Source organism: Streptomyces sp. 11-1-2 (genome assembly GCF_003595545.1).
Lineage (GTDB): Bacteria > Actinomycetota > Actinomycetes > Streptomycetales > Streptomycetaceae > Streptomyces > Streptomyces hygroscopicus_B.
The window spans coordinates 4,035,763-4,055,012 of record NZ_CP022545.1; the positions used below are offsets into that span (position 1 = coordinate 4,035,763).

18 protein-coding genes and 1 pseudogene are annotated in these 19,250 nt (G+C 71.4%); 15 read left to right on the top strand and 4 right to left on the bottom strand.

Annotated features, from left to right (window positions below; all coding sequences use genetic code 11):
* Positions 1–15 precede the first annotated feature (15 nt).
* Entirely contained in the window at positions 16–822 is an 807-nt protein-coding gene (locus CGL27_RS17200; protein ID WP_119988145.1) for a putative protein N(5)-glutamine methyltransferase, read from the top strand.
* A 250-nt stretch (positions 823–1,072) separates the two neighbouring features.
* On the opposite strand, the gene CGL27_RS17205 is transcribed toward CGL27_RS17200, so the two are convergent.
* Positions 1,073–1,513, bottom strand: a complete 441-nt coding sequence (locus tag CGL27_RS17205) for a MarR family transcriptional regulator (RefSeq protein WP_119988148.1) — start codon at positions 1,511–1,513, stop codon at positions 1,073–1,075.
* Between the two features lie 214 nt (positions 1,514–1,727).
* On the opposite strand from CGL27_RS17205, the gene CGL27_RS17210 reads away from it, so the two are divergent.
* From CGL27_RS17210 to CGL27_RS17255, 10 genes are all read left to right on the top strand, one after another.
* Positions 1,728–2,552 carry a CoA-transferase gene (locus tag CGL27_RS17210; RefSeq protein WP_119988150.1) on the top strand — a complete coding sequence of 275 codons (825 nt, stop codon included), beginning with the start codon at positions 1,728–1,730 and terminating at the stop codon, positions 2,550–2,552.
* Complete coding sequence (locus tag CGL27_RS17215; RefSeq protein WP_119988153.1) at positions 2,549–3,415, top strand: CoA-transferase; 867 nt, start codon at positions 2,549–2,551, stop codon at positions 3,413–3,415. The genes CGL27_RS17210 and CGL27_RS17215 overlap by 4 nt, the downstream gene beginning before the upstream one ends.
* Positions 3,412–4,614 carry a thiolase family protein gene (locus CGL27_RS17220; RefSeq protein WP_119988156.1) on the top strand — a complete coding sequence of 401 codons (1,203 nt, stop codon included), beginning with the start codon at positions 3,412–3,414 and terminating at the stop codon, positions 4,612–4,614. The genes CGL27_RS17215 and CGL27_RS17220 overlap by 4 nt, the downstream gene beginning before the upstream one ends.
* 55 nt (positions 4,615–4,669) lie before the next feature.
* The gene (gene pcaH / locus CGL27_RS17225) at positions 4,670–5,437 is read left to right on the top strand and encodes a protocatechuate 3,4-dioxygenase subunit beta (RefSeq protein WP_078641288.1); all 768 of its coding nucleotides are present in this window, start codon (positions 4,670–4,672) and stop codon (positions 5,435–5,437) included.
* The gene (pcaG, locus tag CGL27_RS17230) at positions 5,437–6,069 is read left to right on the top strand and encodes a protocatechuate 3,4-dioxygenase subunit alpha (RefSeq protein ID WP_119988159.1); all 633 of its coding nucleotides are present in this window, start codon (positions 5,437–5,439) and stop codon (positions 6,067–6,069) included. Before pcaH ends, pcaG begins: the two co-directional genes overlap by 1 nt.
* A gap of 25 nt (positions 6,070–6,094) precedes the next feature.
* The gene (gene pcaB / locus CGL27_RS17235) at positions 6,095–7,375 is read left to right on the top strand and encodes a 3-carboxy-cis,cis-muconate cycloisomerase (protein ID WP_205587710.1); all 1,281 of its coding nucleotides are present in this window, start codon (positions 6,095–6,097) and stop codon (positions 7,373–7,375) included.
* 353 nt (positions 7,376–7,728) lie between these two features.
* On the top strand, positions 7,729–8,901 hold the full coding sequence (gene pcaD / locus CGL27_RS17240) for a 3-oxoadipate enol-lactonase (RefSeq protein ID WP_119988164.1): 1,173 nt from the start codon (positions 7,729–7,731) through the stop codon (positions 8,899–8,901).
* A gap of 182 nt (positions 8,902–9,083) precedes the next feature.
* Positions 9,084–10,349 carry a sugar ABC transporter substrate-binding protein gene (locus CGL27_RS17245; protein ID WP_205587711.1) on the top strand — a complete coding sequence of 422 codons (1,266 nt, stop codon included), beginning with the start codon at positions 9,084–9,086 and terminating at the stop codon, positions 10,347–10,349.
* A complete protein-coding gene (locus tag CGL27_RS17250) occupies positions 10,349–11,287 on the top strand; it encodes a sugar ABC transporter permease (protein WP_119988170.1) in 939 nt (312 codons plus the stop codon). The genes CGL27_RS17245 and CGL27_RS17250 overlap by 1 nt, the downstream gene beginning before the upstream one ends.
* Positions 11,287–12,210: a carbohydrate ABC transporter permease gene (locus CGL27_RS17255; protein ID WP_240450533.1), complete on the top strand. Its 924-nt coding sequence runs from the start codon at positions 11,287–11,289 to the stop codon at positions 12,208–12,210. The genes CGL27_RS17250 and CGL27_RS17255 overlap by 1 nt, the downstream gene beginning before the upstream one ends.
* 199 nt (positions 12,211–12,409) lie before the next feature.
* On the opposite strand, the gene CGL27_RS17260 is transcribed toward CGL27_RS17255, so the two are convergent.
* Positions 12,410–13,027 (bottom strand): TetR family transcriptional regulator, encoded by a 618-nt coding sequence (locus CGL27_RS17260; protein WP_119988176.1) that lies wholly within the window; start codon positions 13,025–13,027, stop codon positions 12,410–12,412.
* A 154-nt stretch (positions 13,028–13,181) separates the two neighbouring features.
* Here CGL27_RS17260 and CGL27_RS17265 point away from each other — a divergent pair, with 154 nt between their 5' ends.
* Both CGL27_RS17265 and CGL27_RS17270 read left to right on the top strand, forming a co-directional pair.
* A complete protein-coding gene (locus tag CGL27_RS17265) occupies positions 13,182–14,042 on the top strand; it encodes an enoyl-CoA hydratase/isomerase family protein (RefSeq protein WP_078641296.1) in 861 nt (286 codons plus the stop codon).
* 334 nt (positions 14,043–14,376) lie between these two features.
* A pseudogene (locus CGL27_RS17270) lies at positions 14,377–14,765 on the top strand (transposase); the annotation flags it as partial.
* A gap of 187 nt (positions 14,766–14,952) precedes the next feature.
* Here the strand turns inward: CGL27_RS17270 and CGL27_RS17275 are convergent.
* A complete protein-coding gene (locus CGL27_RS17275) occupies positions 14,953–15,651 on the bottom strand; it encodes an FCD domain-containing protein (RefSeq protein ID WP_119988179.1) in 699 nt (232 codons plus the stop codon).
* A gap of 240 nt (positions 15,652–15,891) precedes the next feature.
* Between CGL27_RS17275 and CGL27_RS17280 the strand changes: the two genes are divergently transcribed.
* Positions 15,892–17,040, top strand: coding sequence for an aminotransferase class V-fold PLP-dependent enzyme (locus CGL27_RS17280; protein WP_119988181.1), 1,149 nt, complete (start codon positions 15,892–15,894; stop codon positions 17,038–17,040).
* A 106-nt stretch (positions 17,041–17,146) separates the two neighbouring features.
* Positions 17,147–18,661 (top strand): amino acid permease, encoded by a 1,515-nt coding sequence (locus CGL27_RS17285; protein ID WP_119988184.1) that lies wholly within the window; start codon positions 17,147–17,149, stop codon positions 18,659–18,661.
* Here the strand turns inward: CGL27_RS17285 and CGL27_RS17290 are convergent.
* Positions 18,658–19,248, bottom strand: a complete 591-nt coding sequence (locus tag CGL27_RS17290) for a DUF308 domain-containing protein (protein WP_119988186.1) — start codon at positions 19,246–19,248, stop codon at positions 18,658–18,660. The two genes, CGL27_RS17285 and CGL27_RS17290, sit on opposite strands and share 4 nt — an antisense overlap.
* Positions 19,249–19,250: the final 2 nt, after the last annotated feature.

Here is a 19,250-nt window from a genome sequence, read left to right on the forward strand (position 1 = left end):
GGCTTCCAGGCTCCCATGTCGGCTTCATCAGCTTCACCTTCACTTGTCGCCTTTTCCACCGTCGTCTCCAGGCTCCGCGCCGCCGGGTGCGTGTTCGCCGAGGACGAGGCGCGGCTGATCCTCGCCACGGCCCGTACCCCGGCCGGGCTCCTCGCCATGGTGGACCAACGCGCCGCCGGGCTGCCGCTGGAGCATGTGCTCGGCTGGGCGGAGTTCCGGGGGCTTCGGATATCCGTCGACGCCGGGGTCTTCGTACCGCGTCGGCGCACCGAGTTCCTGGTCGAGCGGGCCGTGGCGCTGGCCCGGCCCGGGGCGGTCGTGGTCGATCTGTGCTGCGGCTCGGGCGCGCTGGGCGCCGCGCTGGCCTCGGACCTGGGCGAGGTGGAGCTGTACGCGGCCGATATCGACCCCGTCGCGGTGGCCTGCGCTCGGCGCAATGTCGAGCCCGTGGGCGGCACGGTGTACGAGGGCGATCTCTACGAGCCGCTGCCCGCCGCGCTGCGCGGCCGCGTGGACGTCCTGCTGGCCAACGTCCCGTATGTGCCGACCGAGGAGGTCGGGCTGCTGCCGCCGGAGGCCCGGGTCCACGAGGCGCGGGTGGCGCTGGACGGCGGCGCGGACGGGCTGGACGTCCTGCGCCGGGTGACCGCCGAGGCGGGCCGATGGCTGGCCCCGGGCGGCTCGCTGCTGTTCGAGACGAGCGGGCGGCAGGCGCCCTCGGCCATGGCCATCGTGTCCGGCGACGGCCTGGAGCCGCGCCTGACCGAATCCGACGAACTGGACGCCACGGTCATCATCGCCACCAGGCCATCGACGCCTTAGGGCCCGCCCCCATGCGCGCCACGTGGCGGGGGGCTTCGTGGCGGACCACCTGACTGCGCGGCCCCCGTGCCCCTGCGCACCGTGCGGGCCGGGGCCGCTCGGCTCTCCAGGCCCCGCCCGGCCTGGCGTAGGTCGCGTTCGGCCTGGCGTAGGTCGCGTTCGGGCGAGGTCCGCGCCGCCGGTCCGGCGGCGCGACGGCCAGAGCGGCACCCGAGCGCGCCGCCCCCCTGCGCGCCTCGCGCCCACGCACCTACGCGCGCAGCTCCTCCGCCGCGTCCGTGACCCGGGCGATCAGCCGCAGCAGCGTCTCCCGCTCCGTCTCGTCCAGCGGGGAGAGGAAGACCCGGTTCATCCGAACCGTCCGTGTGACCAGTTTCCGGTGGACGCGGGCGCCCTCTTCCGTCAGGCGCAGGACATTGCGGCGGCCGTCGTTCGGGTCGCGGACCCGCTCCAGGAGGCCGCGGCGGGCCAGCCGGGCGACCAGGTCGGCGATGGTGGAGCGGTCGAGGTGGACGTGTTCGCTCAGGGTGCGCTGGTCGATCTCCGGCTTCTCCGTCAGCGCGTTGACCACCGCGAACTGCGGCGAGGTGATCTCCTCGGAGACCATCGCGCCCCACAGCAGGGAGTGCGCCTGCTGGAAGCGGCGGGCCAGATGCCCGGGGTGCGTGTTCAGATCCACCGCGCCGCTCATGCCGTGCCCTCCCGGCTTCCCCGCTGCTCGATCAGCCCGTTGGTCCATTAGTCCGTGCACTGAGTGATTCTGCCCTGTGGAAGGCCCCATGTCGAGAGGCCGACATTCACCCTAGACTCTCTTGACGAGCGCACCAGCCAATGGCACCGTGCGAAGCTGGCACCACATTAGTCAGCACACTGAGCATCCTGACCGCGGACTGAGCGGAGTGACGATGGCCGACATCCGAAGCCTGCAGGACGCCGTGGCGGACCTCGTCCACGACGGGGACACCATCGCGATGGAGGGCTTCACCCACCTGATCCCGTACGCCGCCGCGCACGAGGTCATCCGCCAGGGCATCACCGATCTGACCCTCGTCCGGATGACTCCGGACGTCATCTACGACCAGCTCATCGGCGCCGGACTCGTCCGCAAGCTGGTGTTCTCCTGGGGCGGCAACCCCGGCGTCGGCTCACTGCACCGCTTCCGTGACGCCGTCGAGAACGGCTGGCCGCGGCCGCTGGAGCTGGACGAGCACAGCCACGCGGGCATGGCGAACCGCTATGTGGCGGGCGCCTCCAAGCTGCCGTTCGCCGTGTTGCGCGGCTATCGCGGCAGCGACATCCCGACCCGTACGGACACCGTCTCCACCGTCGTCTGCCCCTTCACCGGGGAGGAGCTGGCCGCCGTCGCGGCGCTCAACCCCGATGTCACCGTCATCCACGCCCAGCAGGCCGACCGCGCCGGAAATGTGCAGCTTTGGGGGCTGACCGGCGTGCAGAAGGAAGCGGCGCTCGCCGCGGAGCGGGTGCTGGTGACCGTGGAAGAGATCGTCGAGGAGCTTCAGCCACGCCCCGGCGGGATCGTCCTGCCGACCTGGGTGATCGACGCCGTCTCCGTCGTCCCCGGCGGTGCCCACCCCTCCTACGCCGCCGGGTATTCGACCCGCGACAACGCCTTCTACCAGGCATGGGACCCGATCGCCCGCGACCGCGAGGCGTTCACGCAGTGGATCGACGACAACGTGCGCAACACCGAGGGAGCTCTCACCCGATGACCGCGACCCCCGCCGGCCCGACCGGTTTCACCAGCGACGAGCTGATGGAGGTCAACGCCGCCCGCGCGCTCGCCGACGCCACCACCTGCTTCGTCGGCATCGGGCTCCCCAGCACCGCCGCCAACCTCGCCCGCGCCACCGTCAACCCCGGCCTCGTCCTGATCTACGAGTCCGGCACCATCGGCTCCAAGCCCACCCGGCTCCCGCTGTCCATCGGCGACGGCGAACTCGCCGACACCGCCGACGCGGTGATCCCGGTGCCGGAGGTGTTCAACTACTGGCTGCAGGGCGGCCGGATCGACGTCGGCTTCCTCGGCGCCGCCCAGGTCGACCGCTACGCCAACATCAACACCACCATCGTCGACCGCGGCCCGGACAAGCCCGAGGGCCGCCTCCCCGGCGCGGGCGGCGCCCCCGAGATCGCCTCCAACTGCGGCAAGGTGCTGATGGTGCTGCGCCACTCCACCCGCAACTTCGTGCAAAGGCTGGACTTCGTGACGACCCTGGGCCACGGCAGCGGCCCCGGCGACCGTAAGAAGCTCGGCATGCCGGGCGCCGGCCCCGTCGCCGTGATCACCGACCTCGGAGTGCTCCGCCCCGACCCGGCCACCGCCGAGCTGGTGCTGACCGAACTGCACCCGGGCGTCACCGTGGAGCAGGTGCGGGCCGCCACCGACTGGGAGCTGACCGTCGCCGACACCGTGGGCACCACCCAGCCGCCCACCCCCGTTGAGCTGGCGGCGCTGCGCGCCCTCAAGGCCGCGGGGAAGCCTGGAGCGGCCGGAGAGCCCGCGGCGACCAGGAAGCCCGCGGCCACCGGAGATCCCGGAGCAGCCGGGAAGCCCGGGAAGGAGACCCGATGACCCCCCTGCGTGACGTCTATATCGTCGACGCCGTCCGCACCCCCGTCGGCAAATACGGCGGCGCGCTCGCCGGGGTGCGCCCCGACGACCTGGCCGCCCATGTGGTGCGCGGCCTGCTCGCCCGCACCCCCGGCCTCGACCCGGCACGCATCGACGACGTCTACTTCGGCAACGCCAACGGCGCGGGCGAGGACAACCGCGATGTCGCCCGCATGGCCGTGCTGCTGGCCGGGCTGCCCGTCACCGTGCCCGGCGCGACCGTCAACCGGCTGTGCGCCTCGGGCCTGGAGGCCGTGCTGCAGGCCGCCCGCGCGATCGCGGTCGGCGACGCGCATATCGCCCTCGCGGGCGGGGTGGAGTCGATGAGCCGCGCCCCCTGGGTGCTGCCCAAGCCCGAGCGCGCCTTCCCCGCCGGGCATCAGCAGCTTTACTCCACGACCCTGGGCTGGCGGATGACCAACCCGGACATGCCGCCGGAGTGGACCGTCGCCCTCGGCGAGGGCGCCGAACTGATCGCCGACAAGCACGGCATCACCCGCGAGGCGCAGGACGCGTTCGCGTTCGGCAGCCATGAGAAGGCGGCGCGGGCGTGGCAGGACGGGGCGTACGACGCCGAGGTGCTGCCGTATCCGGACAGCGACCTCGTCCGCGACGAGTCCATCCGCGACACCACCTCGACCGAAGCCCTGGCCAAGCTCAAGCCCGCCTTCCGCAAGCCCGGCGGCACCGTCACCGCGGGCAACTCCTCGCCCCTCAACGACGGCGCGGCTGCCCTGCTGCTCGTCGACGAGGAGGGGCTGAAGGCCACCGGACGCGAACCCCTGGCCCGGATCGGCGCCTCCGCCGTCACCGGTATCGAGCCGCAGTACTTCGGGCTCGGCCCGGTCGAGGCCGTACGCCGCGCCCTCGCCAAGGCGGGCCGCTCCTTCGCCGATCTGGCCACGCTCGAACTCAACGAGGCGTTCGCCGCGCAGGTGCTGGGCTGCCTCGCCGAATGGTCCGCCCAGGACCCCGGCTTCGACCCCGCGATCGTCAACCCGCGCGGCGGCGCCATCGCCATCGGCCACCCCCTCGGCGCCTCCGGGGCCCGGCTCGCCGGGGCCGTCGCCCATCAGCTCGCCGCCCGCGGCTCGGGGACGGGCCTGGCCACCTTGTGCATCGGTGTCGGACAGGGCCTGGCCCTCGTCCTGGAGAGGTAATCCGGACCGGAACGGCACGGCTGGTAAAGCTGGAAAGGTAAGGCTGACAGCAGACATGGCTCTCACCCAGTCCGACATCGACCGCGAACTCGCCCACATACGGGACGCATACGACAAGGCGCGCGCCGAAGGAGCCCCCGCCGCCGACCATCCGCCGCGCGACTTCCCCCCGTACCGCAGCAGTGTGCTGCGCCACCCCGAACAGCCGCTGGTCGCGGTCCACGGCGACCCGGAGACCGTGGAGCTGCACACCCCCGTCTTCGGCCACACCGACATCACCGCGATCGACAACGACCTCACGGCACAGCACCAGGGCGAACCGCTCGGCGAGCGCATCACCGTCTCCGGACGACTCCTGGACAGCCGGGGCCGCCCCGTCCGGGGCCAGCTCATCGAGCTGTGGCAGGCCAACGCGTCGGGCCGCTACGCCCATCTGCGCGATCAGCACCCCGCGCCGCTCGACCCCAACTTCACCGGTGTGGGGCGGACGTTGACCGGCGACGACGGTTCGTACCGCTTCACCACCATCAAGCCGGGCGCCTATCCGTGGCGCAACCACGAGAACGCGTGGCGCCCCGCGCATCTGCACTTCTCCGTCTTCGGCTCGGCGTTCACCCAGCGCCTGGTCACCCAGATGTACTTCCCCGGCGATCCGCTCTTCGTCCACGACCCGATCCTGCAGTCGGTGACGGACCCGTCGGCGCGGGGGCGGCTGGTCGCGGCGTACGACCACGCGCTGTCACAGCCGGAGTGGTCGCTGGGCTACCGCTGGGACATCGTGCTGGACGGGCCGTCCGCCACCTGGATCGAGGAGGGTCGCTGATGGCCGAGAGGCTCGTACCCGAGCAGGGGCTCGCGCCCGCACCCGAGCAGAAGCTCGCACCGACCCCGTCCCACACCGTGGGCCCCTTCTACGGCTACGCCCTGCCCTTCCCCGACGGCGGCGAGATGGCCCCCGCGGGCCACCCCGGCGCCATCACGCTCCACGGCTACGTCTACGACGGCGAGGGAGCGCCCGTCCCGGACGCGCTGATCGAGCTGTGGCAGGCCGGCCCGGACGGCTCCCTCACGGGCGCGGGCGGGTCCATGCGGCGCGACCCGGTGACCGGCGGCTACCTCGGGCGCAACGGCGTGGACTTCACCGGTTTCGGCCGGATCGCCACCGACGCGGACGGCCACTGGACGGCCCGTACGCTGCCGCCGGGCGCCCCGGCCGCGCCCGCCGCCCCGTACATCAGCGTGTGCGTCCTCGCCCGGGGGCTGCTGCATCACCTCTTCACCCGCGTGTACTTCCCCGGGAACGCGGAGGCCAACGCCGCCGACCCGCTGCTCGCCTCGCTGGATCCGGCGCGCCGCGAGACGCTGGTGGCGACGGCGGGATCCCTGCCGGGGACGTACCGCTTCGACATCCGTTTGCAGGGCGAAGGGGAGACGGTCTTCCTTGAGTTCCGGTAGTTCTCGTCCTTCGGACAGCCACGACGTGGGGCTGCTGTCCCCGGTGCGGGCGGGGTCGGCGGTGGAGACCGCCACGGGCGACACCGCGTTTGTGCAGGCCATGCTGGACGCGGAGGCCGCGCTGGCGCGAGTGGTCGCACCGGCCGGGGCGGCGGAGGCGGTGGCGGGCGCGGCCCGCGTCGAGCTGTACGACGTACGCGATCTGGCGCTGCGCGCCCGTTCCGGGGGCAACCCGGTCATTCCGCTGGTCGCCGATCTCACGGCGGCGGTGGCCCATACGGACGGCGGGGCCGCGCCGTATGTCCACCGGGGCGCGACCAGCCAGGACATCGTGGACACGGCCACGATGCTGGTGGCCGCCCGTGCGCTGCCGCTGATCGTGGCCGACCTGGACCGTACGGCGGCGGAGCTGGCGCGGCTCGCCGCCGCGCATCGCGACACCCCGATGCCCGGCCGTACCCTCACCCAGCACGCCGTGCCCACCACCTTCGGGCTGAAGGCGGCGGGCTGGCGGGCGCTGGTCCTGGACGCCCGTGACCGGCTGGCGGCCCTGCGGCCACCCGCCCAACTGGGCGGTGCGGCAGGCACGTTGGCCGCCTTCGGGGCGGGGGCTGAGCTGCTGGCGCGCTTCGCCGAGGCGACCGGGCTGGCCGAGCCCGACCTCCCGTGGCACACCCTGCGCACCCCCGTCGCCGACCTGGGTTCCACGCTCGCCTTCACCGTGGGGGCGCTGGGGAAGGTGGCGGCGGATGTGCTGGTGCTCTCGCGGACGGAGATCGGCGAGGTGGCCGAGGGCGCGGGTGGCGGATCGTCCGCGATGCCGCACAAGTCGAACCCCGTGCGCGCCACGCTGATGGCCGCTGCCGCCCGTCAGGCACCGGGGCTCGCCGCGACCCTGCTGGGCGCGCTGGCCGCGGAGGACGAACGGCCGGGCGGGGCCTGGCACGCCGAGTGGCAGCCGCTACGGGAGCTGCTGCGGCTCGCGGGGGGCTCCGCCCGGGACGCGGCCGAGCTGACGTCCGGTCTGAAGGTGTTCCCCGACCGGATGGCCGACCATCTGCGGCTGACGGGCGGCTTGATCGTGAGCGAGCGGATCGCGGCCGAGCTTGCGGAGGTGGTCGGCCGCGCCCGTGCGAAGGAACTGCTGACCGAGGCGTCGCGGCGCGTCGCGGAGGGGGGCGTGGGGCTGGCGGAGGCACTGGCGGGTGTGCTGCCGCCGGACCGTCTGCGCGAGCTGACGGACCCGGGCACATACGTGGGTGCGGGCCCGGCCCTGGTCGACCGTGCGCTTGAGCGTTATGCGTAACGCCCCCGGGCGGCAAGTTCCCCACCCCGCCCCTTCCCGAAATTGGGCGCCCCCAGCCCCCCACTTCGGGGGCTCCGCCCCCGGACCCCCGCTCCTCAATCGCCGGAGAGGCTGCAAGATGCCCCTCAGCCCCGCCTCAGAGGGGGCGAAACCCCGCGGGAGTCCGAGGGGGGCAGAGCCCCTGGGATCGAGGCGAAGCCCCTGGGGTCGAGGCGAAACCCCGGGGGTCCAGGGGCGGAGCCCCTGAAGTGGGGGCTGGGGCGCGGCCCCAGTTTCGGGAAGGGGCGGGGTGGGGAAAACGCCCCGCCGCAGCCGCCCACGCACCCGCACACACCCACCGACCGGAGCACCACGTGACCGACAACCGACCTCACCACGACCTCGCCGGACCCCCCACCGCCCCGCCTCTCATCCTCGGCCCCTCCATCGGCACCTCCCTCGCCGTCTGGGAGCCCCAGCTTCCCGCGCTCACCCGGGCGCACCGCGTGCTGCGCTGGGATCTGCCGGGTCACGGCGGCTCCCCCGCCGCGCTGCTGCCCGCCGACGGCTCCGCCACCGTCGACGCGCTCGCCGCCCTCGTGCTGCGGCTCGCCGACGATCAGGGGTGGGAGCGGTTCGCGTACGCGGGCATCTCGATCGGCGGCGCGGTCGGGCTGCACCTTGCCGCCCACCACCCCGACCGAGTCAGCCGCCTCTCGGTCGTCTGCTCCTCGGCCCGCTTCGGGGACCCCGCCGTCTGGCGTGAGCGGGCCGCGCTGGTACGGGCCGAGGGGACGGAGGCGATGGTGGCGAGCCGTCCGGGCACGTGGTTCTCGCACCGCTTCGCCCAATCCCCCGTCGGCGCCGCGCTGATCGAGGATCTGCGCGCCACGGACCGTGCGGGCTACGCCGCCTGTTGCGACGTTCTCGCCGCGTACGACATGACGGCCGACCTGGAGAAGATCACGGCGCCCACCCTCGTCGTGGCCGGTCGCGACGACCCCGCGACCCCGCCCGCGCACGCCCGCCGGATCGCCGACGCGGTGCCCGGTGCGAGCCTGCTGGAGATCGCCGGGGCGGCCCATCTGGCGGGGGTCGAGCGCCCGGAGGCGGTGACGGCGGCCCTGCTGGCGCACCTGGCGCACGACGCCGACGCGCCCCACGACGACGCCTCCCGCCACGCCGCCGGGATGGCGGTGCGCCGGGCCGTCCTCGGAGACGCGCATGTGGCTCGCGCGGTGGCCCGGACGACCCCGTTCACCGCCCGCTTCCAGGACTTCATCACCCGCTACGCATGGGGCGAGATCTGGACCGGCGACGGTCTGGACCGGCGGACCCGGAGCTGTATCACCCTCACCGCGCTGATCGCCCACGGCCATGACGCCGAGCTGGCCATGCACATCCGGGCCGCGCTCACCAACGGGCTGACCCGGGAGGAGATCGGCGAGGTGTTGCTGCAGTCGGCGATCTACTGCGGTGTCCCGGCGGCCAACTCGGCCTTCGCCACCGCCCAGCGCGTCTTCGACGAACTCGACGCCGACAACTAGCACGCCCTACCCCGCCCCGCTCCAGCCCACCCCACCCCCCACGTCGACTCAGCGTCACATTCCGGTACCGAAAAGTGACATCCCTTCGCAATACCTCTGTCGTAATCCGCCTCCATCGTTGATCGTTGGGTCGTACGGAGACCGGGAGTCGTACGGACCGGGAGACGAGGGGGCGCACGCCAATGTCCATGAGCCGCCGAAGGCTGCTGGGTGCTAGCGGAGGGCTGGCCCTGACGGGGGCGTTGGCCTCCGCCTGCGGGTCGAACACCGGGCGGGACGGCGATGACCACGCCGGCCAGCCCGTGATCGAGCAGTGGTACCACCAGTACGGCGAGCCCGGCACCGAACAGGCCGTCAGGCGCTACGCCGACGCGTTCGACCGGGCCAACGTCCAGGTGCAGTGGCGGCCGGGCGCCTACGACCAGCAGACCTCCGCCGCGCTGCTCACGAAGTCCGGCCCGGATGTCTTCGAGGTCAACGGCCCGACGCTGGATCAGATCCAGGGCGGTCAGGTGGTCGACCTCACCGATCTCCTCAGCGAGGCCAAGGACGACTTCAACCCGGCCGTGCTCGCCCCGAAGACGTATCAGGGCAAGATCTGGGCCATTCCGCAGGTCATCGACACCCAGTTGCTCTACTACCGCAGAAGCATGCTGGACGACGCCGGGGTGGAGCCGCCGCGCACCCTCGACGCGCTGATCGACGCGGCGAAGAAGCTCACCACCAGGGACGTCAAGGGGCTCTTCCTGGGCAATGACGGCGGCCCCGGCGTCCTCGGCGGCACCCCGCTCAACGCCGCCGGGCTCACGCTGGTCACCGAGGACGGCAAGGTCGGCTTCGACGACCCGGCCGCCGCCCGGACGCTCGGCAAGCTGCGTCAGCTCTACGCCGAGAAGTCGCTGCTGCTCGGGGCGCCCTCCGACTGGTCGGATCCGGCCGCGTTCACCCAGGGGCTCACCGCCATGCAGTGGTCCGGGCTGTGGGCGCTGCCGCAGGTGAAGAAGGCGCTGGGGGACGACTTCGGGGTGCTGCCGTTCCCCCAGGACGGGGCGCACGGCGCGCCCGCGGTGCCGGTCGGCGCCTACGGGGCGGCGGTCAGCGCCCGGTCCCGGCACAAGGCGGTGGCGAAGGCGTATCTGAAGTGGCTGTGGGTGGAGCGGACCGACTACCAGGAGGACTTCGCGCTCCGCTACGGCTTCCACATCCCCGCCCGGATCTCGCTGGCCACGAAGGCGGCCAAGCTGCGGCAGGGCGCGGCCGGTGAGGCGGTGCGCTACGTCACCGACCACGGCCATGCCGAGCCGCTGCTGTGGACCTCGGCGAGCAGGACGGCCTATCAGGACGCGCTGAGCCGGATCATCAAGGGCGGCGCCGACCCGGACGGCGAGCTGCGGTCGGTGGTCCGCAAGACCAAGGCCGAGCTGCGGCGCGTGCGGAAGAAGAACTGATGCGGGGGGTGCCGACCACCGAAGTGACACGCAGGCTGCTGGGCCCGCAGAACCGCCATTTGTGGTTCTGGATATTCGTCGGCCCCTTCGTCCTGGGGCTGACCCTCTTCACCTATGTCCCGCTGGCCTGGAGCGTGTATCTCAGCTTCTTCGACGCGCACAACACCGTCTCGCCCACGGACTTCGTCGGCTTGGACAACTACACGGCGATGTTGGGCGACGACGCGTTCACCGGCAGCCTGGTGACCTTCCTGGTCTTCACGGCGTTCATCGTCCCGGCGACCTATGTGCTCTCGCTCGCGCTCGCGCTGATGGTCAACCGGCTGCGCTGGGCGCAGGCGTTCTTCCGGTCGGTGTTCTTCCTGCCGGTGGCGTGCTCGTATGTGGTGGCGGCGCTGATCTGGAAGATGTCGATCTTCAACGGGGTGCGCTTCGGGCTGGCCAACACCGTGCTGGACTGGTTCGGCGCCGATCAGATCGCCTGGCTGTCGACCACAGACCCGCCCTGGTACTGGCTGGTCATCGTGACCGTACGGCTGTGGCTGCAGGCGGGGTTCTACATGGTGCTGTTCCTCGCCGGGCTGCAGCGCATCTCGCCTCGGCTCTACGAGGCGGCGGCCGTGGACGGGGCGCGGCCGGGGTGGCAGGTGTTCCGGCACATCACCTTTCCGCAGTTACGGGCGACCTCGGTCGCGGTGGTGCTGCTGCTGGTGATCAACGCGTTCCAGGCGTTCGACGAGTTCTACAACCTGCTGTCGGACTCGCGCGGCTATCCGCCCTACGCCCGTCCGCCGCTGGTCTACCTCTACTACACGGCGCTGGGACAGGGGCAGAACCTGGGCCTGGGCAGTGCGGGCGCGGTGATCCTGGCGCTGATCATCGCCGTGGTGACGGTGGTGCAGGCCCGCTGGTTCGGCCTGGGCCGGAAGGAGGACTGATGCGCACTCCCCGTAGCGCTTCCCCGAGCAATTCCCCGGGCACTCGCCAGAACAATCCCCCGCGCGTTCCCCCGAACACGCGCGATGTCCGGGACGCCCTCGTCGGCGTGGGGCGCGCCGTGCGGCTGGTGCTGCTGCTCGCACTCGCGCTGCTCTTCCTGATCCCCTTCTATCTCCTGGTGCGCAACGGTCTGTCGAGCGAGGCGGACATCACCTCGCCGGAGTGGCGGTTCTTCCCGAGCGAGCTGCACTGGTCCAACATCCGCGAGTTGTTCGACGACCCCAACGTGCCGATGGCGCACGCGCTGCTCAACTCCTCGCTGATCGCGGTCCTCACCACCGTGGGCACCCTGCTGCTGGCCTCGCTCGCCGGATACGGCCTGGCCCGCATCCCGTACGCCTACGCCAATGTGGTCTTCTACTGGATCCTGGGCACCTTGATGGTCCCGGCGGCGGTCACCTTCGTGCCCAGCTTTGTGCTGGTCAGCTCGCTCGGCTGGGTGTCCACCCTGCGCGGTCTGGTGGTGCCGACGCTGTTCAGCGCGGTCGCGGCGTTCATCTTCCGCCAGTACTTCCTTGGGTTTCCGAGGGAGCTGGAGGACGCGGCGCGGGTGGACGGTCTGGGCTACTGGCGTACGTACTGGCAGGTCGTGGTGCCGAACTCCCGGCCGGTCTTCGCGGCGGTCGGCACGATCGTCTTCATCGGCGCCTGGAACTCCTTCCTGTGGCCGCTGGTCATCGGCCAGGACCGGGACGCGTGGACGGTGCAGGTGGCGCTGTCGACGTTCACCACCGCCCAGACCGTCAACATCCATGAGCTGTTCGTGGCGGCGGCGGTGTCGATCGTGCCGCTGCTGGTGGTCTTTCTCGTCCTGCAGCGGCATATCGTCGCGGGCGTCGAGCGCAGCGGCATCGACGACTGAGAGGTCGCGCAGATAGGTGCTGTGGGGGCCTCGGCGGCCCCGCACGGCTGAGCGTGGACACCGTCCGCTTCGGCCGGATCGACACCCCACTCCTGCACTCGCGGCCGGGGCTGGACTCCGACGACGCGATCACCGCCGCCGGGTCGACCACTCCTTTCAGCTGCTTCGGCACCGCCGAGGAAGCCGCCGCCTCGGCCCTTTACAACGGAGCGTCCGTCTGCTGGCATGCCGGGGTCGAGAAGGCGGCGAACGCAGCGTCCAGCAGTTTGCCGAGGTCCTCTTGGCCGTCGCTCGCGCTCCATTGCCCGAGGACGATCCACAAGATTTCGAGCGCCGCCGCTACGCGAACGTTGGCGATGACCGATGGCCCGTCGGTCGGGGAGGTTGTCTTCTGCAGTCGGGCGACGATCTCTGGTCGCCATTCAGCCTGCTTCTCGCGGAGGCGTGCGCACAGGGCTGGGGTCTGCTCGATGAGGCCGAGGATCGTCACGAGTTCCTGGACGTCGCGCACGAGGAACCTCACGGCTGACTCCAGGGCGTTGCGCAGCCTGCTCCAGTCGTCCTGGTTGGCCCGCTCGGCATCGAGCGCGTCAGTGATGACGTCACCGACAGGGTCGAAGACGAACAGGACCACGTCTTCCTTGGTGCCGAAGTAGCGCAGGAAGGTGCTCCGCGACACTCCGGCGGCTTCGGAGAGGTCGGCGAAGGTGACCTGGTCAAAGCCGGTGAGGCAGAACCGGTTGAACGCGACGCGGGCCAGCTCTGCTCGCACCGCGTGGCGGCTGATCTCACGGGTACCGACTGGCGCTGCGCTCATGGGGACGAGTGTACTCCTACACACTCGTTTGCTTCTTCGGGTACAGGTTTCTAACCTGATACTCAGTGTCAGTCGCGATGCTGAGATTCGCGACACTGTCCCCAGCCGGCGGCCCGGTCACGGGCCGTCCCTTACCGCGATATGGAGCCACCTCATGAGCTACGAAGACCTTCCCGCCCTGACGATCGACGTCTCGGACGGGGTCGCGACGGTGACAATCGATCACCCGCCGCTCAATCTGATGGACGCGGTCCTCCTGCCGTCACTCCGGGCATTCGTCGCGCGTGTGCGGGACGACGCCGACGTCCGCGTCATTGTCTTCGAGAGCGCTGACCCGGAGTTCTTCGTTGCGCACGGTGACATGGCCTACCTCACCGACCCTGACGCGCTGCCTGCAGCCACTCGCGCTGCGATCGCGGCCGCGCCGGGCTCGACCGTCCCGGAAGGCCTGAACATCCTCCAGGCGATGAGCGAGGAGGTCCGCTCGCTGCCGCAGGTCACCATCGGCAAGCTGGCGGGCTTCGCGCGCGGCGCGGGCAACGAGTTCTTCATGTACCTGGACATGCGATTCGCGGCGATCGGCAAATCGGGGCAGGGGCAGCCGGAGTCCTTGATGGGCATCCTCCCCGGAGGCGGAGGCACGGTGAACATGACGCGCCTGGCAGGAAGGGCCCGAGCGCTGGAGCTCATCCTCGGCGCCGAACTCGTGGGCGCGGAGCTCGCGGAACGGTATGGCCTGATCAACCGTGCCCTGCCCGCCGCAGAACTCGATTCCTTCGTCGACACCCTCGCCCGACGGATCGCCGGCCTCCGGCCGGAGGTGATCTCCATCACGAAGGCTGCGGTCGACGCGGTCGCGCAGCCGATTCCGCGTGCGGCGTACGCCGTTGAGAACGAGGGCCTGTTCGCGGCGTTCGGCGATGAGGTCACCGAGCTCGCCCACAAGCTGCTCGCCGCTGGTATCCAGACCCGCGAGGGCGAACGGGACCACGAGCGCATCGCCAACAGCATCTGAGTGCCCAAGCTCTCGCCATCCGTGCGCAGAGGCTCCGTGGGAAGAGTTCCTCAGGCCATTGCCGGCACGCGCGTTGTCGAGTGGTCAGGTCGACCACCCTGGTTCGCCGGGCCTGTCGGGAACACGACCGACTGAAGCGCCGGAAACGGCGGGCAGGGGAGTGGATGGCGCAAGTAGCCGCAAGCTTGACAACGCTGTTCGGCCGCGCGGACAGGCGCGGTTGGGAAGGTAGGTAGCCGAGCGGGCACAGGTCCCGTTGATCATGGAGTTGCTGACGCTCTGTGATCACCGAGGAGACCCATGCCTGCGCTTCCGTCATGGCTGACCGAACCGCTCTGGGACCAATTGCCATGACTCCCCGCTGCTCGCCCCGACCCTGGACCGCCTGAACGACCTGGGTCCGTTGCCGACGAGGTCACCGTCCACCTGGACGTCGGCTACGACTCGAACAAGACCCGCACGATGCTCGACGAACGCGGCCTGCACGGCCACATCGCGCACAAAGGCGAGAAGGCGCCCATCCAGGCCAGTCAGCGCTGGCACGTCGAACGCACCCATGCATGGCAGAACGCCTTCCACCGGCTCGCCCGCTGCTACGAGCGGCGCGCCCCCGTCGTCAACGCATTCTTCGACCTCACCGACACGATCATCACCGTGCGCAGCCTGATCCGGCGAGCATGGATGACTCACCGCTGGGACGAACGCCCGAACCGCCGACCATGACCGCACCCCTTTCCGCGCCACCTCTAAGCGCTCCGCTGGAAGTGTCGCGATGCGTCGTCGGCCAACTGCGTCGCCGTCGTGGCTGGTCGCGCCCACGCGGCGGAGCCGCACATCGACACAGCCCCGCGCCCCTTTCGGGACGCTGCCCGAACCGTGGCGGACTTCCTCTGACCCGCTTGGACGCCGGTCAGTGCGCCGGGCCGCCGTCCGGGGCCGGGCCGTACCGCCGCAGCCAGACCTCGGTCTGGGACAGATGCGAGGTGGCGGCCGCAGCGGCCGCCGCCGGATCGCGGGCGGCCACGGCGTTGATCAGGGCCTCATGGCCGAGGTCGCTGGCCAGCCGGATGGTGTCGGCCTCGGGGGCGCCGTAGATGCTGTAGTGACTGCCCCGGGCGCGCAGCACATCGGCGAGGGCGGCCAGCGCCTCATTGCCGCCGGCCTGGCACAGGGTGGAGTGGAACTCCCGGTCCAGCGCATGCCGTTCCGCCTCGTCCTCCGAGGCGGCCAGCCGCTTCTGCACCTCGCGCAGCCGGGCGAGAACCTGCTCGTCGGCGCGGGCGGCGGCCAGCGCGGCGGCCTGGGCCTCCAGGGGGCGGCGTACGTCGAACAGCTCCAGCAGCCCGTCGAGCGGCAGGACGTCCACGGTGGCGGCGAACCCGGCCAGCATCTGCCCGGGGCGCAGCGCCGATACGAAGGTGCCGGCGCCGTGGCGGGACTCCAGCATCCCGAGGGCGGCGAGCGAGCGCACGGCCTCGCGCAGCGAGCCACGCGAGACGCCGAGCCGCGCGCAGAGCTCGGGCTCGGCGGGGAGCTGCCGGCCGGGCGCCAGCTCACCCTTGGCGATCATGGCGCGCAGCCCGTCCGCAGCCTCATCGGTCGCGGCCATCCGGCCACCCCTTCCTGCCCACCCGTTTCCGGCCACCCATTGATGGCCACCCATTCCTGACCATCCGGCCGAGTCATTAGATGACTCCACGCTATCTGTCGACTTCGTTACGCCCATTTTACGTCAAGGGCCTGGTCAGACCAGCGAGATCCCTCTACGGTTCCCGGAAGCTCGACGAAGTCATCGGACAACTCGTCGGACAACTCGCTCACCTCCCCTCAGTCAACCAGGAAGGGACCTATGGCCGCCGCCCCGTCGCGCTGGACGCTCGATCCCTCGGTCGTCCATCTCAACCACGGCTCGTTCGGCGCCGTGCCGCGCACCGTTCAGGACGCCCAGCGGGCATTGCGCGAGGAGATGGAGACCAACCCGGACGCGTGGTTCCGCGAGCTGCCCGAGCGGGTGGGCCGGGCGCGGGCCGCCGTGGCGCGGTTTCTGCGGGTCCCGGCGGATCACACCGCCCTGGTGGCCAACGCCAGCGCCGGGGTGAGCACCGTACTGGGCTTTCTGACCCTGCCGCCCGGCGCCGAGGTGCTGCTGACCGATCACACCTACGGCGCGGTGGCGATGGGCACGGCACGGGCCGCCGAACGGGCCGGGGCCCGGGTGCGGACGCTGCACATCCCGCTGGAGGCGACCGCCGAGGAGATCGCGGCCGTCGTCGAGGGGGCGCTGAGCGAGGCCACCGCGCTGGTGGTCGTCGACCAGATCACCTCGGCCACCGCCCGGCTCTTCCCCGTGGCGGAGATCGCCCGGCTCGCCCACGCCGTCGGGGCGAAGGTCCTGGTCGACGGCGCGCACGCGCCCGGCATGCTGGCCGATCCGGTCGGCCTGGCCGGGGCGGCCGACTTCTGGGTCGGCAATCTGCACAAGTGGTGCTGTGCGCCGCGCGGTACGGCGGCGCTGGTCGCGCGCGGCCCCGACGCCCAGGATCTGTGGCCGCTCACCGACTCCTGGGGCACCCCGGACCCGTTCCCGCAGCGCTTCGACGTCCAGGGCACCTTGGACCTCACCGCCTGGCTCGCGGCGCCGCGCTCGCTGGAGTTCATCGAGGAGACGTACGGCTGGGACGCCGCCCGCGAGCGGATGTCCAAGCTGGCCGAGGTGGCCCAGGGGCTGCTGGCCGACGCCCTGGGCGCGGACCTGACCGCCGTCGGGGGCAGCGAGGCCCCGGCGATGCGGCTGGTCCCGCTGCCCGCCGGTCTCGCCGCCGACCACGAAGCCTCCCATGTGCTGCAGCGCGCGATCGCGGCCGACACCGGCTGCGAGACCGCGATCACCTCGTGGGACGGGCGGGGCTTCCTGCGGCTCTCGGCCCATCTCTACAACACCGTCTCCGACTACGAGCGACTGGCCGAGCACCTCCCCGGAGTGCTGCTCAGGGCGTAGTCGTCCCGCTCACGGCGCAGCCGTCCCGCTCACGGCGTAACCGTCCTGCTCAGAGCGTCGTCGTCCGCCGTGTCGCGCCGGGCCCAGCGAAGGAGTGACCACCGCCATGCGCAACAAATCCATCGAAGCGACCATCGAGGACGCAGCGAGCCCCGAGACGCGGCTGGCCCGCGCCCTGGGCCCGCTCCAGCTCACCCTCATGGGCATCGGCGTCACCATCGGCGCGGGCATCTTCGTGCTGACCGGCACCGCGGCCGCGAACTACGCCGGGCCGAGCATCGCGATCTCCTACAGCATCGGCGCGGTGGCCACGGCCCTGGTCGCGCTCTGCTACATGGAGTTCGCCAGCACCGTCCCGGTGGCGGGCAGCGCCTACACCTTCGCCTATGTCTCGCTCGGGGAGCTGGTGGCCTGGCTCATCGGCTGGGACCTCATCCTCGACATGACGATGGGCGCGGGCGCGGTGGCCAGTGGCTGGTCGCAGTACGTCACCGACTTCCTGGCGACCTTCGATATCCACCTCCCGGCCTCCGTCTCCGGCCCGGACGCCGCCGTCAACATCCCGGCGGTGCTGGTCATCCTGGTGCTCACCGCCGTCCTGGCCTCCGGGGTGCGCACCACCTCCCGGATCAACACGGCGATGACGATGGTGAAGCTCGTGGCCATCGTCATCTTCCTCGCGATCGGGGTGACGCATATCGACGCGGCCAACTGGTCGCCGTTCATCCCGGCGTCCCAACCGGTCGGCGGCAACGGCGACATGTGGGAGCAGCCGCTGCTGGGGTGGGCCGGTCTTGGCGCGGACGCCACGTTCGGCATGGCCGGGATCCTGACCGGTGGCGCGATCATCTTCGGCGCGTACTCCGGCTTCGACATCATGGCCAGCAACGCCGAGGAGGCCAAGCGCCCGCAGCGCACCCTGCCCATCGCGCTGCTGTCCACCGTCGCCGTCTGCGCCGTGCTCTACGTCGCCGTCGCCCTGACCGTGACCGGGATGCAGCACTACTCCAAGCTGGACAACGCCGCCCCCATCACCGGCGCCCTCAAGGCGGCGGGCGCGGACTGGGCGGTGCGGATCGTGGGCATCGGCGCGATCTGCGGGCTGACCACGGTCGTGATGATCATGCTGCTGGGGCAGAGCCGGGTCTTCCTCGCGATGAGCCGCGACCGGCTGCTGCCCGAGTGGTTCTCCCACGTCCACCCGGTCACCCGCAGCCCGCGCCGGATCACCTGGACCCTCGGGCTGCTGGTCGCGTTCATGACGGCGGTGCTGCCCATCGGGGACCTCGCCGAGCTGGGCAACATCGGCATGCTGACCTCCTTCATCGTCGTCTGCGTCGGCGTGGTCTACCTGCGCCGCTCCCGCCCCGACCTGCGGCGCGGCTTCCGCACCCCATGGGTGCCGGTCGTGCCCGCCGTCGCGGTGCTGCTGTGTCTGCTGCTGGTGGGCAATCTGCCGCTGATCACCTGGGCCCGGTTCCTGGGCTGGATGGCGGCCGGACTGCTGATCTACCTGTGCTGGGGCCGCCGGAACAGCAAGGTGGCCACGGGCGAACTCGCCACCGGAGCCACACCGGGGACGGCGGAGGACCACGCGATGGCCGAGGGCCGAAAGGACTAGCCGCCGCGGATGCTTAGGGCGATGACGGAGACGAGGAACCAGAAGGCACCGAAGGCCGAGTATCCGGCGACGGTGGACAGGCCGCTCGTCGCCGAGGCGGACGTGGCGGCGACGGTGGCACCGGCGAGGACGGACTGCCCGCCGCTGATGACCATGGGCCACTGGGCGCCGACGGTGCGCCGGCGTCGGATCGCCACGACGAGCTGGATCGCTCCGGAAAGGAGGGCCCAGATGCCGAACACGAGAAGGGCCGTCCCGATGGTGGAGAAGACGGCGATGATCATTCCGGTGGTGGTGGCGAGGCCGAGAGCCACGTTGATCGTACTGACGCGGTTCGTGGAGCCGGTGGCGGCCATCCGCCGCTCCAGGAGCGTGGCGATGACGTCCCACAGGGGGTAGCTGATGAGCAGCACGGCCGCGATCACTGTGGGCCTGTCCCTCGACACGAGCGAGGCGGAGGTCGTGAGGACGAGTGCCACCCAGATCAGGGAGAAGGCGACTCGGATCAGGTAGAGCGATCGGAGCCCGGAGGGCGCCGTCGTGGTCGTGGTCGTGGTCGTGGTCGGAGTTACGGTGGTCTGAGTCATCG